Consider the following 20,294-nt stretch of genomic DNA (forward strand, 5'->3'; position numbering starts at 1 on the left):
TGATGGGGCGTCGGGGGTTGGCGGTCATGTCTGCTGGGGTGTTTGTTCTCGCTGCATGCGGCGGGCACGCGGAGACGGGACCGGCGAAAAGCGCGGCGCACAATCTCGGTTCGGCCCCATTGACGAACGTCGTCGACTCATTGCGCGACGCAGCCGCGTCGATGAACATCGTCACCCACATCTCACGCTCGGGCATCAACGACTGGGAATCGCATCCCACCGCGTCGGTCTTCGTCCCCAAAGGCAGTCCCCCAGGCGGCGGATTTCCCATCGTGGTGCTGGGTCACCGGATCACGGGCTTGAGTCCGGAGTGCGCCCCGTCGCTGTCGCCGACGCTGCTCGATGCGGCACCGACGGTCGAGGCTTTGTTGAAGGCGGGTTACGTCGTCTCGGTGCCGGATTTCCAGGGCCTGGGTAAGGCGTCGGCCCCCACGACCCCGAGCGACAAGTACCACCCCTATCTGGATTCGACGACGCTCGGATACAACATGATCGACGCGGCGCGGGCGGCCCACGAGGCGGTGCCGCAGTCGTCGGCATCGTGGTTGGCGATGGGGGTTGGTGAGGGCGGGCAGGCCGCATGGGCGGCAAATGAATTGGTCGCCAACTACAACAACGGTGAACTCAAATTCGTTGGTTCGGTGAGTGTTTCGCCGGTTACTGATGTCGACGGGCTTGCCGATGCCGCGCAGAACGGCACTTTGAGCGACGATCAGAAGGTCGAACTGGCCCGCCTCCTGGCCGCACTGCATACCGAGTATCCGGACGTCGTCAACCTGGACGACTTCCGTCGTGGCGCGGCACAACAGCAGTGGGACGCGCTGCTCGGCTGCCAACCCGCCCCTACCGCCCTGCAGATCGCCGCGCAGATTCCGGCCACCGACCTGCAGCCCACAACCGACGAAGCGGCAGCCACTCTGCGCGGGTTCCTGAAGAAGATCGATCTGCCTCAGGCGCCCGCACAGGCCCCGTTGATGGTCGTCTACGGCGATGCGGATCCGCTGAGTCCAGCCGCGTGGACTGACGCGGCCCTCGATGCCGCGTGCAAGTTCGGCGACACCATCACCATCCAGAAGGACCCGCAGCCACAGCTGGCATCCGAGGCTCAATTGACATGGGCCGCAGATCGATTCGCTGGCAATCCGGCCCCGAACGACTGTGGTGGCCGCCCATGAACATGTCGCTGACCAGCGGTCTGATCCCGCTGACGCTGCAGCTGTTGGCTCTCGTCGCGATCGTGGTTGCGATCGGCCGCGGGCGGTCGCGACAGTGGCTACTGCGCTGGCTGCTGGTCGCGGTGCTGGTCGGAGTGGCCGTCGCGGCCGCGGTGGCGCTCTATGTCAGGAACCAGGGTTGGTCGGCCCAGCCCGTCTCGGTGGGCACCGTGTTCTGGACAGGCATGGTCGGCTTCGCCGTGACGGTCCTGATCGCCGGCTGGGGCGGAAGTGCCTGGTGGCGAAGGGGAGTGGCGCTGCTGTCGGTGCTACTGGTTCTCGTGTGCTGCGCGGCTGCAGTCAATACCGCGACGGGTTATCTGCCGACCGTGCGCGCGGCGTGGCTGCGGGCGACAAACAGCCAGCCCGCGCAGTGGATCGACGAAACCCAGCTCGCCGCGTTGCAGAAATCAGGGGAGATTCCGACCCGCGGCACTGTGGTGCGGATGAGCAGTCCTTCGGACGCATCGGGATTCGCGCACCGGACCGAGGTGGTCTACCTCCCGCCGGCGTGGTTCGCCAGCAACCCGCCGCCGCCGCTGCCCACGGTGATCATGCTGGGCGGCGAATTCGGCCATGCCGACGACTGGCTGCTGTCCACCAGTGCGCTGCAGACGTTGGACACCTTCGCGGGATTGCATCATGGCAACGCGCCGGTGGTCGTCTTGCCCGATATCGCGGGCCGCTTCAACAACGACACCGAGTGCGTCGACGGAGTTCGTGGCAACGCCGCGTCGCATCTGACCAAAGATGTTGTGCCCTACATGATCTCGCGGTTCGGCGTCAGCCCGAAGGGTGAGAACTGGGGCATAGTCGGCTGGTCTTCAGGCGCGACGTGTGCCCTGCTCACCGCGGCGCGCAACCCCGATATGTTCCGGGCCTTCGTCTGGCTCGACGGCACGCTCGGCCCGAACGCGGGTACCAAGGAACAGACCATCGCGCGACTGTTCGGGGGTGACCAGGACGCCTGGGCTGCCTTCGATCCCAAGACGGTGATCACCAATTACGGGCCTTACCCGCATCTGTCGGCATGGCTGGCCGGCGCCGAGGACACGGCGACCGTGTATCGCCCGGCCAGCACCACACCACCCTCGGCGGATGCGATCGCCGATTGGGACTCGTTCTCGGAGAACCACGCCACCAACGCCAATAAGCTGTGCACGCTGCTCAGCGGCTACAACATCGAATGTTCGGTGGTGGGCTATCAGGGTGGCCACGATTTCCCCTCTGCCGGGGCCGGATTCGCCGCGGCGTTGCCGTGGCTGGCCGGCGTGCTGGGCACTCCGGACGTCAAACCGAGGGCGCTACCGGGGGCGGACGGAAGCTAGCGGGGCGAGGCGCGGGTAGGCGGCCGCACACTGACTACCGCGGGCCGTGCACGCGGCCAAATATTGGCTGATCGATTTTGCCGTGGAGGGGCGCATGGCTGACAAATTGAAGGTAGATATCAACGGCCTGATCCGTGGTGGATCCGATATCACTGAGCAGTCAACAGCGCTGTCGGCTTCTCACCGGCAGTCGATGATCGACCTGAGCGATTCTGAATCCGGATGGGTCGGCGCTTCGGCCGACGCGTTGGTACGCATGTCTGCCGCCTGGCAGCAGGTCGCCGACAAGCACCACACCGAGCTCACCGAACAGGCGGCGCACCTCGAACAAGCAGCCCGGACGTTTCAATCGACGGATGAGCTCGGCGCTGCTGAACTCAAGCGGGTCGGAGACCAATCGGACGCCGTCAGTTAACGCGCCATGTGCTTTCTGGGTGTGCGTCTGTCAGCGCAGTAGGAGAATCGCGACGAATACGGCTTCGAACGCCACGACTCCCAGGCACGCATAGAACGCGCCTCGGGCGACACACGAATGATTCTTGAATGGGAGCACCGCTGCCAGACCCGCAATCACAGCGGGAAACAACGGCGCGAGTGGCCATAAGTAGCCGAGAGTTAAAAGGATCGATGCAAAGCCGAGGAACAGTCCGGTCAGCAGGGCAACCGGATGCTGATCCTCGACTCCTGTGAGTTCGGTTGTCGCGCGCGGCGGTGTACCGATGGTCGTCACCCTCTCCACGAAATCGCGTGTGTCAACAGACCGGGCAGCCAAACCACGAGCACCGGCGTCACACCGGTGAGCGGAGCCAGAATCAACCCAATCCCAAAGGCGCCATTACGCGGATTTCCGCCGCGGCGGTACACAAATGCTCCGGCGATCACCATGACCGCCGCGGTGACGCATATCGAGACGACTGCCGTTGCAGATGCCTTCCAAGCCAGGATGGCACCCGCTGCGAGCCCCCAGAACACGCCACCGACGAGCGCCCCGACCAATGTTGCTCTCCGCCAATCGACGACCCGGTCTGCCATGTCAGTGCCTCCAATATTCAGCGAGCGATGAATGTCTTGGCGTCCGCGGACGATTCACTGTTGAACTTGCCATTGTCGTTACTCCTCACTCTCAGCGTGGGGTAAGGAACTCGTCGCCCCGCAATGGCGTGTACGTCCGTATGACGGGGACGTCACCGGCAATCGCTGGTCCGAAGGGGGTGAAGTTGCCCCGGGGGCACAATCGACAGCGGCGGCGTGATGGGCACCGCTTGTGGTCCGTGCACTGGCTCGATCTGCGGTATGACGCTATTGAAACTGGTGATGATCATGGGGTCTCCAACGTCCTTATGAGGAAGTAGACCGACCATCGGCCCTGAAGCGTCGTCGGTATAGCTTGGCCAAGTTTGCAGCAACGGCGTGGTGGCTCCGTTCCGGTCGCTGTAGACCTCAAGCGCAGGGAAGGAAGTGACGTTGCCACCCACCCGTGGCCCCTCAGCAGCGACCGCGAGAATGGAACCCCGCCTCCCACCGGTCCAGATCCGCCAGCGAAATCCCCACAGTCAGCAAACCTACTGGCATCAGGGTGCGGCCGGTATTCACTCGGGCTCCAGAATCGAAGTCGACGCTGGCGCGAAAAAGTGCGAGAACAGGTCACGCTGACGTCGATCTCGGCGCCGAGATGTGCGATCGACAATCCGCCCTGGGAACAAATCCGGAATCCCTGCCGTTGACCGTCTCGATAACTTGAGTGGATCAGACTCAACTATGGCTTGACAGCCGCCTACCGGCGGAGGCAGGCTTGAGCCTGGTTCGCTCAGACCCAAAGACGTAACTATCAGGAGGATTCATCATGGCTCGTGCGGTCGGCATCGACCTCGGGACCACCAACTCCGTCGTGGCGGTACTGGAGGGTGGCGACCCTGTCGTCGTCGCCAACTCCGAAGGGTCCCGCACCACGCCGTCGGTGGTCGCCTTTGCACGCAACGGCGAAGTGCTGGTCGGCCAGCCCGCCAAGAACCAGGCAGTGACCAACGTCGACCGGACGATCCGTTCGGTGAAGCGGCACATGGGCACCGACTGGTCCGTCGAGATCGACGGCAAGGACTACACCGCCCAGGAGATCAGCGCCCGCGTGCTGATGAAGCTGAAGCGGGACGCCGAAAGCTACCTCGGCGAGGACATCACCGACGCGGTCATCACCGTGCCCGCCTACTTCAATGACGCCCAGCGCCAGGCCACCAAGGAAGCCGGCCAGATCGCCGGCCTCAACGTGCTGCGCATCGTCAACGAGCCGACTGCCGCGGCCCTGGCCTACGGCCTGGACAAGGGCAGCAAGGAACAGACCATCCTGGTCTTCGACCTCGGTGGCGGTACCTTCGACGTCTCCCTGCTGGAGATCGGCGACGGCGTCGTCGAGGTCCGTGCGACCTCCGGTGACAACCACCTCGGTGGCGACGACTGGGACGACCGGATCGTCGACTGGCTCGTGGACAAGTTCAAGGGCACCAGCGGCATCGACCTGACCAAGGACAAGATGGCCATGCAGCGGCTTCGTGAAGCCGCCGAGAAGGCCAAGATCGAGCTCAGCTCCAGCGGGAGCACCTCGATCAACCTGCCCTACATCACCGTCGACGCCGACAAGAACCCGCTGTTCCTCGACGAGCAGCTGACCCGCGCCGAATTCCAGAAGATCACCCAGGATCTGCTCGACCGCACGCGGCAGCCGTTCCAGTCAGTGATCAAGGACGCCGGCATCTCGGTGGGCGACATCGATCACGTGGTGCTGGTGGGTGGTTCCACCCGCATGCCCGCGGTGACCGATCTGGTCAAGGAGATGACCGGTGGGCAGGAGCCCAACAAGGGCGTCAACCCTGACGAGGTCGTGGCCGTCGGTGCCGCGCTGCAGGCGGGCGTGCTCAAGGGTGAGGTGAAAGACGTTCTGCTGCTTGACGTCACACCGCTGAGTCTCGGTATCGAGACCAAGGGCGGCGTGATGACCAAGCTCATCGAACGCAACACCACCATCCCGACCAAGCGGTCGGAGACCTTCACCACGGCCGACGACAATCAGCCGTCGGTGCAGATCCAGGTCTACCAGGGTGAGCGCGAGATCGCGGCGCACAACAAGCTGCTCGGCTCTTTCGAGCTGACCGGCCTGCCGCCGGCTCCGCGCGGTGTGCCCCAGGTCGAGGTCACCTTCGACATCGACGCCAACGGCATCGTGCACGTCACCGCCAAGGACAAGGGCACCGGCAAGGAGAACACGATCAAGATCCAGGAAGGCTCCGGCCTGTCCAAGGAAGAGATCGACCGGATGATCAAGGACGCCGAAGCGCACGCCGAAGAAGACCGGAAGCGTCGCGAAGAGGCCGACGTCCGCAACCAGGCGGAGTCGCTGGTCTACCAGACGGAGAAGTTCGTCACCGAGCAGCGTTCCGCCGAGGGCGGGTCGAAGGTCCCCGAGGACACCTTGACCAAGGTTGAGGCCGCGGTCACCGATGCCAAGACCGCACTGGCCGGATCCGACATCGGCGCGATCAAGTCCGCCATGGAGAAGCTGGGCCAGGAGTCGCAAGCTCTGGCTTCGGCGATCTATGAGTCCACGCAGGCCGAGCAGGCCGGCGCGGCGGGCGGCCCATCCGACGACGACGTCGTCGATGCCGAGGTCGTGGATGACGAGGATCAGGAGCGCAAGTGAGCGACGGTCGCGAGGACGAACCGGTAACTGTCACCGACAAGCGCCGAATCGATCCCCAGACCGGCGAAGTTCGTGAGCCCTCCGGCCCGGCCCCCAGTGGGTCGGCGCCGGAGGCTCCGAGCCCCGGCGGGGACGCCGACAAGGTCGCCGAACTCACTGCCGATCTCCAACGGGTGCAGGCCGATTTCGCCAACTACCGCAAGCGCGCATTGCGCGATCAGCAGGTGGCCGGCGAGCGTGCCAAAGCCACGGTGGTGAACCAGCTGCTCACGGTGCTCGACGATCTCGAGCGCGCCCGCAGCCACGGGGACCTGGAATCCGGCCCGCTGAAATCGGTCGCCGACAAGCTGACGTCCGCGTTGGCCGGGCTGGGCCTGACGTCATTCGGCGCCGAGGGCGACGAGTTCGACCCGTCGCTGCACGAGGCCGTGCAGCACGAGGGCGAAGGCTCCAAGCCGGTGCTCGGCACCGTGATGCGGCAGGGCTACAAGCTCGGCGACCTCGTGCTGCGGCACGCGCTCGTCGGGGTGGTCGACACCGTTGACGATGGACCGGCTGGACATGCCGGATCAGCCGACACGCCCGTCAACGGCGAGCAGAGCGGCGCACAGAACGCAGAATCGAACTAACAACATGACGAACGGTGAGAGGAGGTGACGCGGCATGGTTCAACGTGAATGGGTTGAGAAGGATTTCTACAAGGTGCTCGGCGTCTCCTCCGACGCCAGCGAGGACGAGATCAAGCGGGTGGCTCGCAAGCTGCTCGCCGAGAATCACCCCGACCGCAACCCGGACAACGCCGCAGCCGACGAACGCTACAAAGAGGTCGGCGAGGCCAGGGATGTGCTGACCGATCCGGCCAAACGCAAGGAATACGACGAGACCAGGCGGATGTTCGCCGGCGGTGGCTTCGGCCGCCGCGGCAACGGCGGCGGCGGTGGTTTCGGCGGCTTCAGCAGCTATGGCTCCGACGGCGGCGAGTTCAACCTGAACGATCTGTTCGACAACGCCGGCCAGACCGGCGGGACGAACATCGGCGACCTGTTCGGTGGCCTGTTCGGGCGTGGCGCTCCGCCGCGACCCAGCCGGCCGCGGCGCGGTAAGGACCTGGAGACCGAGACCGATCTCGATTTCCTGGAGGCGACCAAGGGTGTCGCGATGCCGCTTCGGCTGACCAGCCCTGCGCCATGCACGAATTGCCATGGCAGCGGCGCACGTCCGGGCACCAGCCCGAAGGTGTGCCCGAACTGCAATGGCTCCGGGGTGATCAACCGCAACCAGGGTGCGTTCGGATTCTCCGAGCCGTGCACCGACTGTCGCGGGAGCGGCTCGATCATCGAGCACCCGTGCGACGAGTGCCACGGCACCGGCGTGACCACCCGGACCCGCACGATCAACGTCCGGATCCCGCCGGGCGTCGAGGACGGTCAGCGTATTCGGCTGGCCGGCCAGGGTGAAGCCGGGCTGCGCGGTGCGCCGTCGGGCGATCTGTATGTCACCGTGCACGTGCGGCCGGACAAGGTCTTCGGCCGTGACGGTGACGACCTGACCGTGGCAGTGCCGGTCAGCTTCACCGAACTGGCTTTGGGGACAACGCTTTCCGTTCCCACCCTCGAGGGAAAGGTCGGAGTGCGGGTGCCCAAGGGCACCGCGGACGGCCGGATCCTGCGGGTGCGCGGGCGCGGGGTGCCCAAGCGCGACGGCGGCCACGGCGACCTGTTGGTCACCGTCAAGGTCGCGGTGCCACCCAACCTCGAAGGCCAGGCGCTGGAGGCGTTGGAGGCCTACGCGACCGCCGAGCGGGTCAGCGGTTTCGATCCACGGGCGGGATGGGCGGGTAACCGCTGATGGCTGCGTCAGATGAAGCACGGACGTTTTTGATTTCGGTGGCCGCCGAGCTGGCCGGTATGCACGCGCAGACCCTGCGGACGTACGACCGGCTCGGCCTGGTCAGCCCCCGGCGCAGTTCCGGTGGCGGACGGCGCTATTCGGAACGCGATGTCGAGCTGCTGCGCGAGGTGCAGCGGCTGTCGCAGGACGAGGGCGTCAACCTCGCCGGGATCAAGCGGATCATCGAACTGACCAATCAGGTCGAGGCGCTGCAGTCCCGCGTCGAGGAGATGATGGGCGAGCTGGAGTCGTTGCGCGCCAACCAGCGTCGTGATCTGGCGGTCGTGCCGAAGAGCACGGCGCTGGTGGTCTGGAAGCCGCGCCGCTGAGTCGCTTCGGCCTCCAACGTCACACCAGAGTGATGTTCGGCGCCGAGCGTGACTCCAGTGTGACGTTCGGTGAGCAAGATCAGGAAACGCGGACGGTGAACACCGAGACGTCGGGTCGGCCCGGGTCTGCCGCGCGGTGACCACCCGCGCGTAATGCGTTGGTGGGTGCTGTCATCGGCTCGATGGCCACCAGATCGTCACTGGCGGGCGCGTAGATCTGCGCCGCCGGGTAACCCTGGTCGTAGACCACATCGATGTGGCGGTCGCCGCCCGTGAGCGTGAAGACCGCTCCGGGCGGCACCTCGTCGAATCCGTCGTCAAATGTCTTGTCGCCCAGCTTGTCCGAGTATGCGGGCCACTCGTCGGTGAGCCCGGTCGGAATGCCCCGCTCGTCCACCGATAGATGGCGAAGCCGTGGCGTCTGCAGCACCCACTCCGATCGCGGCACGCCGGGCAAGACGAAGTACGGGTGGAAGCCGTAGCACAGCGGCACCGATACCTCCGTCGTCGCCGCGACCGTGGTCGTGACCGCAAGCGTCCGGTCGGCCAGCGTGACATCGAGCGTGAGGACGTGGGGGAACGGGAAGCTCGCCAGTAAGCCTGGCTTGCTGCCGAAGTCGAGTTCGGCCGTCAACCGGTTCTCGGATTGTTCGGTCACGGCCCAGCCCGGGTAGGCCGACAGCACGCCGTGAATCGGCAGGCCGTGGTTCTCGGAGTGGACACCGCCTACACCCGCCGTCAGGGTCACCGAGCCGCCGTCCACGCCATATCCGTTGGCACTCAATCGATTTGCCCACGGGTACAGGATCGGTATGCCCATCGTTTTCGCGTCCGACAGGTAGGCCGCCAGTCCACGGCGTTGGCCCAGGTATTCGACGCCGGCCTCGGCGAGCGAGGTGCAGATCATGCCCGCCGACGGCACGTACGTGGCGGTCAGTGGTGAGGACGGATCACGCAGAACGACGGACGCAAGCTCGACCATCGTCGGAGTTTAGCGGTGCAGCGGAGACAGAATTCCGTCGCGGCGAGCCCGACTCAGATTGGCCATCACCCGGTCCACCACTGTTGCGTAAGCGGCACCGTTGTTCAGGATGTCGTCACGATCTTGGTGGTGCAGGTAGGTGTCGAGTCGGCGTTCCAGGGACCAATCCCAATAGGTTCGTCCGGTGTACGGAGAGCAGAGAAACTCCCATGCGATGGAGTCGAGTTCGCGAGCGTCGGTCTTGACCGGACCGGCAGACGTCATCTCAGCCCCTCACTGCCACCCCCCTCACGCCATGTTCGTCGCATTCACCGCCGATGGGAAGAGGCAAATTTCAGACGGGGTCGTGCTGGATGCGCTCGGGCGGCGCGCCCTTGGCGACGAGCGCGTCGTAGGTGGCTCGCACCATCGCGGGGCCGCCGCAGATCAGGATCTGGCGATCGCCCCACGCGCCGTACTTGGTCACCACATCGGGCAGTCGCCCGGTCTGGCGCACGTGCAGGCCGCGCGGTGGCTGGACGTCGGGATAGTCGGCGGCCCACGGCGGGTCACCGGCGTACTCCGACACCGGGGACACCGACAGCCACGGGTTGGAGGCCGCGATTTCCCACAGTGTCCGCAGGTCGTAGAGCTCGCAGGGGTACCGGGCGCCGTAGAACAGGTGCACCCGAGGGTTCTCCCCGAACCGGCACATGTCCATGATCAGCGCGCGTAGCGGCGCCAGCCCGGTGCTGCCGGCCACCATCAGCACGTCCTCACCGGCGCGATCCACCTCCATCGCGCCGTGGGGACTGGACAGGCGCCACCGGTCGCCGGGCCGGGTCTCGGCCACCATCGCATTGCTGACCATGCCGCCGGACACGGCGCGCACGTGGAACTCGATGAGGCCGTCCGGATCGGCAGGCATGGCCGGGGACAGAAATCGCCAGCGCCGTGGCCATTGGGGAATCTGGACGTTGACGTACTGCCCGGGGTGATAACTCATCGGCCGGTCCAGGTGCAGGCGGACGACGGCGATATCGCGCGACACCCGGTGATGTTCCAAGACGGTGCCGTCCCACCAGGCGGGGCCGTCCTCGGCGTCGGCGGCACCGGCCATGATGCCGGTGATCAGGTTGATGGCCTGCACCGCGGCATCGTCGACCGCGCCGGTCCAGCGGTCGATCAGATGGCTGCGCATCGTGGAGTACCAGGCCTGCCGCATGGTGTCGTAATGCCGTTCGGTGACACCGTATTTGCGGTGGTCGCGTCCCAGCTGCGCAAGGAAGGCCACCGGTTCCTGGGCGCGCTGCGCGACGAATTCGCCGAACACCCAGTGCATGGCCTGGCCGAACGCGCTGCGTTGGGGTGCCAGCTCGGGCGGAAAGAGATCACGCACTTCACTGTCGAGGGCGAACCACCGGGTGTAGATGCGGCGCAGCAGTTCCTCGGAGTCGGCCTCGGCGGCACCCGAATTCTCGAAGGCAGCCTGGAGCACGCGAAGCGCGTCACGATCCTCCAGGCCCACGGCCGCGATCTTAGGCCGGTCGGCTAGAGGCCGTGAATGCCCTTGTACAGCACCATGGCGCCGATGACGATCAGGATCACGGCGACCAGCGTCGCGTGCTGGGCTTCCATCCAGTTCTTCAGTTTGGTCAGCGGTTCATCGAGCTTCTCGCCCGCCACCAGATAAGCCAGCACCGGCAGTGCCACCGACGACGCCGCCACCGCGGTGAACACCACGTCGGCGGTCCAGGCCCCGGTGGTGCCCAGCCCTGCCGAGCCGATCGCCAGACCCGCCGCCGCACACATGAACAGGACCTTGGGATTGATGACCACCAGCACCACTGCGGTGGCGAAGGCGCGTCCCGGGCCGATGGTGGTCATGGATTTCAGCCAGCCCGGGGTGTGTGCCGACTTCTTGCGGGTGAACCACCGATACAGCCCGAACACGATCAGGGCCGCACCGATCGCGATGCGGACATACGGTGCCCACGTCGGCTGCTTGCTGAGCCCACCCAAGGCATCGGACACCAGCACGAACCCCGCCGTCAGCCCGGCGATACCCAGCACCCAGCCCAGCAGGAACGCGATGCTGGTGGGCCGCGGGGAGGGCGTGTGCAGCATGAGAATGCCCGGAATGATCGACAGCGGGGACAACGTGATGACGAGCGCCAGCGGGATCAGTTCGACCAATTCCGAACCCAGACTGGTCGTCACAGGTGCCTCCTGGCGATAGTCGGACAACGTGCGGCCACGGCTGACCGTACTATCTCTGCCCGTGGGCAAGGATGCCGACGAAGAAAAGGGTGACGACGGCCACGACGGCCAGCAGAACACCTTGATCTACGTCTCCGGGGTCGCAGCGGTAGTGCTGCTGGTGATATTGGTCTGGGCGGTCATGGACACCGCGGACAGCTCGCAGCGTCCCGATGCTCCGGCGACGTACGCACCGAACACGTACACCACGACCACGACCACCTCTCGTAAGACGTCCACGACGTCGCGGACCACATCGACGCGGATCTCGACCACCGATATGAACCCCACCTCCGGGTCCTCGACGACGACGTCGCCGTCTGAGACCACCGGTGAGGAGACGAGCCCGCCGGAGACGGACTCCTCCACTCCCACGACGACGGTGACCATGACCAACCCGTACGCGACGACATCCGCGCCGAACGCCGGGCGCACCTAGGCCTTATGACCGCGGCGACCGTCGTCACCATCTTTCATCCGGCCGGCGATCCCGCCGACTTCGTCGCATGGGCGGACGAATTGCGTTCCAGTGCAGCCGATTCGACAGACTTCCGGATCTCCGTCTTGGACAACCAGCACCTGGATTGGGGTATCGCGGTCACGTTCGCCTCTGCGCGTGCACTGCACCAGTGGCTGGACAGCACGGATCGCCGGCACTTGCTCGGTGCGGGTGTGCAACGCGGAATTCTATGTGCCACATCGGATATGGTGATCGGCGACGACGGTGGAGTGCCTGCCGGGGTCGGGGTCTTCCGGCACAGCGTGGCGCGGCATCGCGCCGACGAATTCGTGGCGGCCGAGGCGGTGCTGGCCGAGGTGAGTGCGCAGTTCAGTGGATTCGAAGGGGTCTGCACCTTTCCTGCGCCAAACGGCGGAGAAGCATTCGCGGTGCTGCGGTTTCGCACCGAGCACCAGTTGGTGTCGTGGCTGGAGTCCCCCCAGCGGTTGGCCGCGCTCGGACCGCTGCGGTCGAGCTTGACCCGGGAATTCTCGCGGGTGTCCTCGACGACGACCTTCGGCAGCACGGTGCGCACCGAGAACGGCCACACCGCGGTCACCCCCGACTGGAAGACCGCGATGCTGATCCTGTTGGTGCTCTACCCGACGGTGATGCTTGTGGTCGCGGTTCCTCGGTCCTACGATCGACAGCCTCGGCGCGCCGCCCTGGTTGTCGATGTGGGTGAGTCAGGTCGTCAGCGTCGCGGCACTGCAATGGGCGCTGATGCCATGGGCCGGAAGGCTATTCCGGCGCTGGCTCGATCCGATCGACGGCGCGGGGATCCGCATCAGCATCCTGGGTGGTGGGGTGCTGGTGATCGGCTACCTGGTGACGCTGGCTGTGTTCGCGCTCGTGCCGTGGCTGCAGTATTGGGACTACTCCAGTCGCTGAGTGGATCAGTAAGGGCGGGTTGACCTTTCATCGGCCGACGGTCAGCCGGGTTTTCGCCGCAACATCCAGGCCGGCACCCAGTGCGTGACCGCCTTCCCGCGGGATCCGTACGCGATCTCGTAGGTCACCAACCCCCACCAGTCGCCCTGCTCGCAGATGCCCCAGCAGCTCAGGGTGCCGGTGACGACCTTGTGCATTTGCAGACCGTGCGGATGGTAGCGCCCTGAGCGATGGGGTTCGCGAGGGAACAACACCGTGAGGTCGATCAGGACCGGGATCGGGGGGCGGACCACGCGGAACGGCTCCCGGACCGGCTGCCCGGTGTAGCCGATCGACACCCGGTCCACCATCGTTCGATCATATGTTCGAAGATGGCTGAGCGGGAGATGCCTCGAAACCGGGGCCCAAAGTCCCTCGCGAAAACTGTTCAGAAAAGTTTAAGTTGAGCGGAACAGACTCAACCTTGACGACGTTGAAAAAGCCGACAAGCATTTTGCCGTGCCCTGCCGACTACTCGCGGGCACGGCCTGACCGAAAGTGAGGTGTCGTGGATTCTTTCAACCCGACGACCAAGACTCAGGCGGCACTGACCGCCGCGTTGCAGGCTGCCAGTGCGGCCGGCAACCCGGAGATCAGGCCCGCCCACCTGCTGTTGGCGCTGCTCACGCAGGCTGATGGCATTGCTGCGCCATTGCTCGAGGCTGTCGGTGTCGATCCCGCCACCATCCGCACCGAGGCGCAACGCCTGGTCGACCGGCTGCCGTCGAGCAGCGGTGCGACCTCGCAACCGCAGCTGTCCCGCGAGTCGCTGGCGGCCATCACCGCCGCCCAGCAGCTGGCGACCGAGATGGACGACGAATACGTCTCTACCGAGCACCTGATGGTCGGCCTGGCCACCGGTGACTCCGACACGGCCAAGCTGCTGACCGGTCATGGCGCGTCCCCGCAGGCTCTGCGCGACGCGTTCGTGAAGGTCCGCGGCAGCGCCCGGGTGACCAGCCCGGATCCCGAGGCCAGCTACCAGGCGCTGGAGAAGTACTCCACCGATCTGACCGCGCGCGCTCGGGAGGGCAAGCTCGACCCGGTCATCGGGCGCGACAACGAGATTCGTCGTGTCATCCAGGTGCTGAGCCGTCGCACCAAGAACAACCCCGTTCTGATCGGTGAGCCCGGTGTCGGCAAGACCGCGATCGTGGAGGGCCTGGCCCAGCGGATCATCGACGGCGACGTGCCCGAGAGCCTGCGCGGCAAGACCGTCATCTCGCTGGATCTCGGCTCGATGGTCGCCGGTGCCAAGTACCGCGGTGAATTCGAGGAGCGGCTCAAGGCCGTCCTCGACGACATCAAGAACTCGGCCGGGCAGATCATCACGTTCATCGACGAACTGCACACCATCGTCGGCGCCGGTGCCACCGGCGAGGGCGCGATGGACGCCGGTAACATGATCAAGCCGATGCTGGCCCGCGGCGAGCTGCGGCTGGTCGGTGCGACCACCCTCGACGAGTACCGCAAGTACATCGAGAAGGACGCCGCCCTGGAGCGCCGCTTCCAGCAGGTGCTGGTCGGCGAACCGTCGGTGGAGGACACCGTCGGCATCCTGCGCGGCCTCAAGGACCGCTACGAGGTGCACCACGGCGTGCAGATCACCGACTCGGCTCTGGTCGCGGCGGCCACACTGTCCGACCGCTACATCACCAGCCGGTTCCTGCCGGACAAGGCCATCGACCTGGTCGACGAGGCCGCGTCACGGTTGCGGATGGAGATCGACTCGCGGCCTGTCGAGGTCGACGAGGTCGAGCGGTTGGTACGCCGGCTCGAGATCGAGGAGATGGCGCTCGCCAAGGAAGAAGACGCCGCCTCCAAAGACCGCCTCGAGAAGCTGCGTGCCGAGCTGGCGGACCTGAAGGAGAAGCTGGCCGAGCTGACCACCCGGTGGCAGAACGAGAAGAACGCCATCGACATCGTGCGTGAGTTCAAGGAGCAGCTCGAGGTGCTGCGCGGCGAGGCCGATCGGGCCGAGCGCGACGGCGACCTGGCCAAGGCCGCCGAGCTGCGGTACGGCCGCATCCCCGAGGTCGAGAAGAAGCTCGACGCTGCGCTGCCACAGGCCGAGGCCCGCGAGGCCGTCATGCTCAAGGAGCAGGTCGGCCCCGACGACATCGCCGACGTCGTGTCGGCGTGGACCGGCATCCCCGCCGGCCGGATGCTCGAAGGCGAGACCGCCAAGCTGCTGCGCATGGAGGAGGAGCTGGGCCGACGGGTCGTTGGCCAAAAGAGCGCCGTCCAAGCGGTATCCGATGCGGTTCGTCGTTCGCGTGCCGGCGTCGCAGATCCCAATCGGCCGACAGGCTCGTTCCTGTTCCTCGGTCCGACCGGTGTCGGTAAGACCGAGCTGGCCAAGGCGCTCGCCGACTTCTTGTTCGACGACGAGCGGGCCATGGTCCGCATCGACATGAGCGAGTACGGCGAGAAGCATTCGGTGGCAAGGCTTGTCGGTGCCCCGCCGGGATACATCGGCTACGACCAGGGCGGTCAGCTGACCGAGGCGGTGCGCCGTCGCCCGTACACGGTGGTGCTGTTCGACGAGGTCGAGAAGGCTCACCCGGACGTGTTCGACGTACTGCTGCAGGTTCTCGATGAAGGACGGCTGACCGATGGTCAGGGCCGCACGGTCGACTTCCGCAACACCATCCTCATCCTGACCTCCAACCTGGGGTCGGGCGGCACCGAGGAGCAGGTGATGGCGGCGGTGCGCGCGGCCTTCAAGCCGGAGTTCATCAACCGTCTCGACGATGTGCTCATCTTCGACGCGCTGAACCCCGACGAACTGGTCCAGATCGTGGATATCCAACTGGCACAGCTGCAGAAGCGGCTGTCCCAGCGTCGCCTGGAATTGCAGGTGTCGCTCGAAGCCAAGCAGTGGCTCGCCGACCGCGGGTTCGACCCGCTCTACGGTGCTCGGCCGCTGCGGCGGCTGGTGCAGCAGGCCATCGGCGATCAGCTGGCCAAGCTGTTGCTCGCCGGTGAGGTGCACGATGGTGACGTCGTGCCGGTCAATGTGGCTCCGGACGGCGAATCGCTGGTTCTGGGCTGAGTGCCCGATGCAAGGGTCCCCGCACGAAAAGTGCGGGGACCCTTTGCGTTAGGCGTCGGGTAGGCCCAGCGCGGCGAGCGCGCCGGTGACCGTCGCCTCGCGCAACCGGCGCGGCGGGCTGTCCGGAAATTGCAGGCAGCAATCCTGTAGTCCGCCGAAGGCGATGACGCCTCGCGCCGATTGTTCCAGCGTTGGTCGTCGGCCGAACACCAACGTGCACAAGCGTTCTCGCCAGGCCAAGAGCTTGTCGATCAGTCCCAGATCGGCCAGGGTGCTGAGCTCGGTGACGATCAGCAGCAGGTCCGCGCGATGCCGGTAATGAAAGTCGAAGTACCCCTCGAGTAGCGCACGCGGGGTGGCCGGATCTGTCGCGGCACGGGCTTCTTGATCGGCCACGAACCGCTCACCCTCGTCGATCAGCGGCTGCAGAATGCTGCGGACCAGATCTTCGCGTGACTTGAAGTGGTAGTAGAGCGCGGGCTTGGTGATGCCGAGCCGGTCGGCGATGTCTTGGAGGCTCGTCCGCTGGACGCCCTTCTGGCCGAACAGCTCGCGCGCGACGTCCTGGATCCGCTCTCGGGTCCCTGACGCAGGTCTGCTCACGTAGCCACCCTAGCTGACCGATCGTTAAGTAAGCTGTATCGTGTGTACTTACCGATCGTTAAGTAAGTGAAAGGGGTCGCCATGCGCGTACTCATCTCGGGCGCCAGCATCGCCGGACCGGTGCTGGCCTACTGGCTCACTCGTCGCGGTTTCGACGTGACGGTGGTCGAACGGGCGCCCGCGCTGCGCAAGACGGGCGGTCACGCCGTCGACCTGTTCCGCCCCGCGATGAACATCTCCGAACAGATGGGCGTGATCGAGCAGATCCAGGCACGGGCCACCGGCACCACGCGAATGATCCTGCAACGCACCCGGGGACGACGACCGGTCGAGGTCGACTACCTGAAGCTCGTCGGCGTCATCTCCGACCGGCACGTCGAAATCATGCGCGACGACCTGAGTCAGATCTACTACGACGCTGGCCGCGACCACGTCGAGTACCTCTTCGGCGACCAGATCACCGCGATCGCCGACGACGGCACAGTCGATTTCGCCCAGTCGGCACAGCGCCGCTACGACATCGTGATCGGCGCCGACGGCCTGCACTCCGGGGTCCGACAGCTCGTCTTCGGTTCCGACGCCGGACACAGCAGGTTCCTCGGTGGCTACCTGGCTGTGCTGTCGGTGCCGAAAGAGCTTGCGCGCGATGGGGAAATGACGAACTTCCTGGACGCCAGGCGATGGGCGATGATCTACACGGCCGACCATCTCGACGATGCCCGTGCGGTGTTCCTGTTCCGCCCCGAACAGCCGTTGGAGTATCACCACCGCGACGACGCCCGGCAGCGCGCCCTGTTACGCGCCGCGTTCACCGGCCTGAATCCGACGGTCGACCGCTGGCTCGCCGAACTCGACGGCCCGGGCACCTTATACTTCGACTCGATCACTCAACTGGAGCTCACCAGCTGGTCACGTGGCCGCGTCACTCTGGTCGGCGACGCGGGCTACTGCCCGGGCCCGGCCGTCGGAGGCAGCACCAGCCTCGCGGTGCTGGGCGCTTACGTGCTGGCCGGCGAACTCGAGCGGGCCGGCGGCGACCACGTCGAGGCTTTCGCCAACTACGAGGCGGTGATGGCCGATCCGGTACGGCACAGCCGCGCGTTCGCCCGCACGGTGGCCAAATCGCTGGTGCCGCGCTCGGAGTTGGGGGTGTGGGCACTGGTCGCCGCGGGCCGCGTCCTCGACGCGCTGCCGGCCGGGTTGACCACGGCCGTCGCCAAACTCAACAACAAGGGCATCCGGCTCTACGACGCCATGGGTTATCCCGACTACCCGGTGCCGGCCTCTGCTATTGATTGATGGTGCCGACTGATCCCGTCATCACCGCGGTCCCCGGAGAGCCGAACCTGCTGACCGGCGCCTACGACCTGGCCAGCGTCGGCTACCGCGCCGACGAGTATTTCGTCGCGGGCACCGCCGCCTCGTACGCGCCGCCGGACACCGCTGACTACACCACCCGCATCGTGGTGCTCCAGCCGTTGGACCCCGCCGCCTGGAACGGCACCGTCGTCGTCGAATGGCTCAATGTCAGCGGCGGGATCGACGCACCCGCCGTCTGGTTCATGGCGCACCGCGAGATCGTCCGGGCCGGCTATGCGTATGTCGTCGTCTCGGCTCAGCGGGTCGGGATTGAGGGCGGCCTCAGTCTCGTTGGCGATGCGTCCCTGAAAACCCTCGATCCACAACGGTATTCACGCCTGCACCATCCTGGCGACAGCTTCGCCTACGACATCTTCACTCAGATCGGGCGCGCCGTGCGCGCGGGTGCGATCGACGACCTCGAACCGCAGTTCGTCCTGGCCGCGGGGGAGTCGCAATCGGCCACCTTCCTGACCACCTATGTCAACGACGTCGATCCCGACGCCGGCGTCTACGACGGTTTCCTGATCCACTCCCGGTTCGGGTCGGCGGCACCGCTGGACGGGACATCTCTGCTCGACGAATCCGGGGAGTTCCACACTCGCCCGGTGCCGTTCCGGGCCGACCTGCGCGCGCCGGTGCTGGCCGTGATCACCGAAACCGACCTGCTCGGTGCGCGGTTGCTCGGTTACGTCCACGCTCGTGTGCCGGATACCGAAACACTGCGGGTCTGGGAGATCCCCGGCTCGGCGCACGCCGACAACTACACGATCAAGGTGGGCTTCATCGACAACGGATCGGTGCCCCTGGACCAGATCGTGGCGGCCTACGCGCCGACCAACGAACTGATGGGTCAGCAGCTGCCGCACTTCATCAACTTCGCCCCGCAGCACCATTACGTCCTGCAGGCCGCGCTCGCCGGGCTGCACGACTGGGTGCGCACCGGGCAGCCCGTGCCGACCGCGCCCCGGATCGACCTGACCGACGCCGACCCGCCGGCAATCGCGGTGGATGCGAACGGCCTGGCCATCGGTGGGCTGCGCACCCCGTGGGTGGACGTCCCGACCGCCCGCACCTCGGGCGAGGGTGCTGACGACGAGAACGTGCTGCTCGCGATCTTCGGCTCGGGGGAGCCCTTCGACTCCGAGACGCTGGCCAGGCTGTATCCGGGTGGACGGGCCGAGTACCTCGAGCGCTTCACTCTGGCGCTGGACCGAGCGATCGGGGCCGGTTTCCTGCTGCCGGCCGACCGCTCGGAAATCCTCGAGCTCGCCGCGGCGGTCTTCCCGGCGGGGGATTAGCGGGCAACCCGGGAAGATCTCGGCGCGTAATGGGCTTGTGACCTGCTGGAGTTCTCGCAACCGGGCAGTGAACAGATACGCTACGTCTAATGGTTCCGTTCTGGTTCACGCTGTCCGCACTCTGCTTTGTGGGTGCGGCGGTGCTGTTGTACGTCGACATCGGTCGTCGACGTGGCTTGGGCCGCCGCCGCAAGTCCTGGGCGCGGTCGCACGGGTTCGACTTCGAACCCGAGTCTGCCGAGATCATCGACCGCTGGAAACGCGGCGTGATGTCGACAGTCGGCGATGTCACCGCGCGCAATGTCGTGCTGGGTCAGATCCGGGGCGAGGCGGTGTACATCTTCGACCTCGAGGACGTCGCCACCGTGATCGCCCTGCACCGCAAGGTCGGCACCAACGTGGTGATGGATCTGCGACTCAAGGGCATCGCCGAGCCGCGCGAGAGCGACGTCTGGCTGCTGGGTGCGATCGGCCCGCGGATGGTCTACTCGACCAATCTCGACGCCGCCCGCCGGGCGTGCGACCGCCGGATGGTCACCTTCGCCCACACCGCTCCGGACTGCGCCGAAATCATGTGGAACGAACAGAACTGGACGCTGGTGTCGATGCCGATCGGCAGCACCCGCGCCCAGTGGGACGAGGGGCTGCGGACCGTGCGGCAGTTCAACGACCTGCTTCGGGTGCTGCCCCCGACCTCACAGCCGGCCCTGCCACAGTCCGCCGGGCGTCGCAACGCCTCCCCTGGTCGCCCGCTGGCGCCCGCCGGTCGCCGCGAGCTGCCACCGGGACACGCCGAGGCCCCGCCCCCGCTGCGCCCGCAGCAGCCGCGGAACGGCACACAGGCTCCCAACTACCAGCGCTGAGCCGATAGGGTC

At 66.1% G+C, this 20,294-nt stretch carries 21 protein-coding genes; 12 read left to right on the forward strand and 9 right to left on the reverse strand.

The window, feature by feature from the left end; all coding sequences use genetic code 11:
• The first annotated feature begins 26 nt into the window (after positions 1-26).
• Genes EV580_RS26605 through EV580_RS26615 form a run of 3 tightly spaced genes read left to right on the forward strand, consistent with a single transcriptional unit; the run spans position 27 to position 2,957 of the window.
• Entirely contained in the window at positions 27-1,175 is a 1,149-nt protein-coding gene (locus EV580_RS26605; RefSeq protein WP_208114667.1) for a lipase family protein, read from the forward strand.
• Positions 1,115-2,542 carry an alpha/beta hydrolase gene (locus EV580_RS26610; RefSeq protein WP_286171865.1) on the forward strand — a complete coding sequence of 476 codons (1,428 nt, stop codon included), beginning with the start codon at positions 1,115-1,117 and terminating at the stop codon, positions 2,540-2,542. Before EV580_RS26605 ends, EV580_RS26610 begins: the two co-directional genes overlap by 61 nt.
• 46 nt (positions 2,543-2,588) lie before the next feature.
• Positions 2,589-2,957 carry a WXG100 family type VII secretion target gene (locus tag EV580_RS26615; RefSeq protein WP_133695152.1) on the forward strand — a complete coding sequence of 123 codons (369 nt, stop codon included), beginning with the start codon at positions 2,589-2,591 and terminating at the stop codon, positions 2,955-2,957.
• Between the two features lie 30 nt (positions 2,958-2,987).
• Here the strand turns inward: EV580_RS26615 and EV580_RS26620 are convergent, their stop codons facing one another.
• Together EV580_RS26620 and EV580_RS26625 are read right to left on the reverse strand one after the other, a co-directional pair.
• The gene (locus EV580_RS26620) at positions 2,988-3,272 is read right to left on the reverse strand and encodes a hypothetical protein (protein WP_286171866.1); all 285 of its coding nucleotides are present in this window, start codon (positions 3,270-3,272) and stop codon (positions 2,988-2,990) included.
• Positions 3,269-3,574 carry a hypothetical protein gene (locus EV580_RS26625; RefSeq protein WP_133695154.1) on the reverse strand — a complete coding sequence of 102 codons (306 nt, stop codon included), beginning with the start codon at positions 3,572-3,574 and terminating at the stop codon, positions 3,269-3,271. Before EV580_RS26625 ends, EV580_RS26620 begins: the two co-directional genes overlap by 4 nt.
• An 811-nt stretch (positions 3,575-4,385) precedes the next feature.
• On the opposite strand from EV580_RS26625, the gene dnaK reads away from it, so the two are divergent.
• Genes dnaK through EV580_RS26645 form a run of 4 tightly spaced genes read left to right on the forward strand, consistent with a single transcriptional unit; the run spans position 4,386 to position 8,452 of the window.
• Complete coding sequence (gene dnaK / locus EV580_RS26630; RefSeq protein WP_133695155.1) at positions 4,386-6,233, forward strand: molecular chaperone DnaK; 1,848 nt, start codon at positions 4,386-4,388, stop codon at positions 6,231-6,233.
• Positions 6,230-6,862 (forward strand): nucleotide exchange factor GrpE, encoded by a 633-nt coding sequence (gene grpE, locus EV580_RS26635; RefSeq protein ID WP_133695157.1) that lies wholly within the window; start codon positions 6,230-6,232, stop codon positions 6,860-6,862. Before dnaK ends, grpE begins: the two co-directional genes overlap by 4 nt.
• Positions 6,863-6,896: 34 nt before the next feature.
• Positions 6,897-8,081 (forward strand): molecular chaperone DnaJ, encoded by a 1,185-nt coding sequence (gene dnaJ / locus EV580_RS26640; protein ID WP_133695158.1) that lies wholly within the window; start codon positions 6,897-6,899, stop codon positions 8,079-8,081.
• Positions 8,081-8,452, forward strand: a complete 372-nt coding sequence (locus EV580_RS26645; protein WP_133695160.1) for a heat shock protein transcriptional repressor HspR — start codon at positions 8,081-8,083, stop codon at positions 8,450-8,452. Before dnaJ ends, EV580_RS26645 begins: the two co-directional genes overlap by 1 nt.
• A 79-nt stretch (positions 8,453-8,531) precedes the next feature.
• Here EV580_RS26645 and EV580_RS26650 read toward each other — a convergent pair whose 3' ends face one another.
• The 5 genes from EV580_RS26650 to EV580_RS26670 all read right to left on the reverse strand — a co-directional run bounded on the left by EV580_RS26650 (position 8,532) and on the right by EV580_RS26670 (position 12,107).
• On the reverse strand, positions 8,532-9,434 hold the full coding sequence (locus tag EV580_RS26650; protein WP_133695162.1) for an aldose 1-epimerase: 903 nt from the start codon (positions 9,432-9,434) through the stop codon (positions 8,532-8,534).
• 9 nt (positions 9,435-9,443) lie between these two features.
• Complete coding sequence (locus EV580_RS26655) at positions 9,444-9,698, reverse strand: hypothetical protein (protein ID WP_133695164.1); 255 nt, start codon at positions 9,696-9,698, stop codon at positions 9,444-9,446.
• A 70-nt stretch (positions 9,699-9,768) separates the two neighbouring features.
• The gene (locus EV580_RS26660; RefSeq protein ID WP_133695165.1) at positions 9,769-10,941 is read right to left on the reverse strand and encodes an FAD-binding oxidoreductase; all 1,173 of its coding nucleotides are present in this window, start codon (positions 10,939-10,941) and stop codon (positions 9,769-9,771) included.
• Between the two features lie 23 nt (positions 10,942-10,964).
• Positions 10,965-11,633, reverse strand: coding sequence for a GAP family protein (locus EV580_RS26665; protein WP_133695167.1), 669 nt, complete (start codon positions 11,631-11,633; stop codon positions 10,965-10,967).
• A 126-nt stretch (positions 11,634-11,759) separates the two neighbouring features.
• Positions 11,760-12,107: a hypothetical protein gene (locus EV580_RS26670; protein WP_133695169.1), complete on the reverse strand. Its 348-nt coding sequence runs from the start codon at positions 12,105-12,107 to the stop codon at positions 11,760-11,762.
• A 9-nt stretch (positions 12,108-12,116) separates the two neighbouring features.
• Between EV580_RS26670 and EV580_RS26675 the strand changes: the two genes are divergently transcribed.
• Positions 12,117-13,085, forward strand: a complete 969-nt coding sequence (locus EV580_RS26675; RefSeq protein WP_286171867.1) for a putative antibiotic biosynthesis monooxygenase — start codon at positions 12,117-12,119, stop codon at positions 13,083-13,085.
• Between the two features lie 18 nt (positions 13,086-13,103).
• Here EV580_RS26675 and EV580_RS26680 read toward each other — a convergent pair whose 3' ends face one another.
• Positions 13,104-13,412, reverse strand: a complete 309-nt coding sequence (locus EV580_RS26680) for a hypothetical protein (RefSeq protein WP_133695170.1) — start codon at positions 13,410-13,412, stop codon at positions 13,104-13,106.
• 197 nt (positions 13,413-13,609) lie between these two features.
• Here EV580_RS26680 and clpB point away from each other — a divergent pair, with 197 nt between their 5' ends.
• The gene (gene clpB, locus EV580_RS26685) at positions 13,610-16,156 is read left to right on the forward strand and encodes an ATP-dependent chaperone ClpB (RefSeq protein WP_133695172.1); all 2,547 of its coding nucleotides are present in this window, start codon (positions 13,610-13,612) and stop codon (positions 16,154-16,156) included.
• Between the two features lie 48 nt (positions 16,157-16,204).
• Here the strand turns inward: clpB and EV580_RS26690 are convergent, their stop codons facing one another.
• Positions 16,205-16,759: a TetR/AcrR family transcriptional regulator gene (locus EV580_RS26690; protein WP_133695173.1), complete on the reverse strand. Its 555-nt coding sequence runs from the start codon at positions 16,757-16,759 to the stop codon at positions 16,205-16,207.
• Positions 16,760-16,840: 81 nt separating this feature from the next.
• Here EV580_RS26690 and EV580_RS26695 point away from each other — a divergent pair, with 81 nt between their 5' ends.
• From EV580_RS26695 to ttfA, 3 genes are all read left to right on the forward strand, one after another.
• A complete protein-coding gene (locus EV580_RS26695) occupies positions 16,841-18,058 on the forward strand; it encodes an FAD-dependent monooxygenase (protein ID WP_133695175.1) in 1,218 nt (405 codons plus the stop codon).
• Positions 18,058-19,419 carry an alpha/beta hydrolase domain-containing protein gene (locus EV580_RS26700; protein ID WP_133695176.1) on the forward strand — a complete coding sequence of 454 codons (1,362 nt, stop codon included), beginning with the start codon at positions 18,058-18,060 and terminating at the stop codon, positions 19,417-19,419. Before EV580_RS26695 ends, EV580_RS26700 begins: the two co-directional genes overlap by 1 nt.
• 89 nt (positions 19,420-19,508) lie before the next feature.
• Positions 19,509-20,282: a trehalose monomycolate transport factor TtfA gene (ttfA, locus tag EV580_RS26705; protein WP_133695178.1), complete on the forward strand. Its 774-nt coding sequence runs from the start codon at positions 19,509-19,511 to the stop codon at positions 20,280-20,282.
• Positions 20,283-20,294 lie beyond the last annotated feature (12 nt).

Origin of the sequence: Mycobacterium sp. BK086, assembly GCA_004362315.1 — a bacterium.
In the GTDB taxonomy this organism is placed as follows: Bacteria; Actinomycetota; Actinomycetes; order Mycobacteriales; family Mycobacteriaceae; genus Mycobacterium.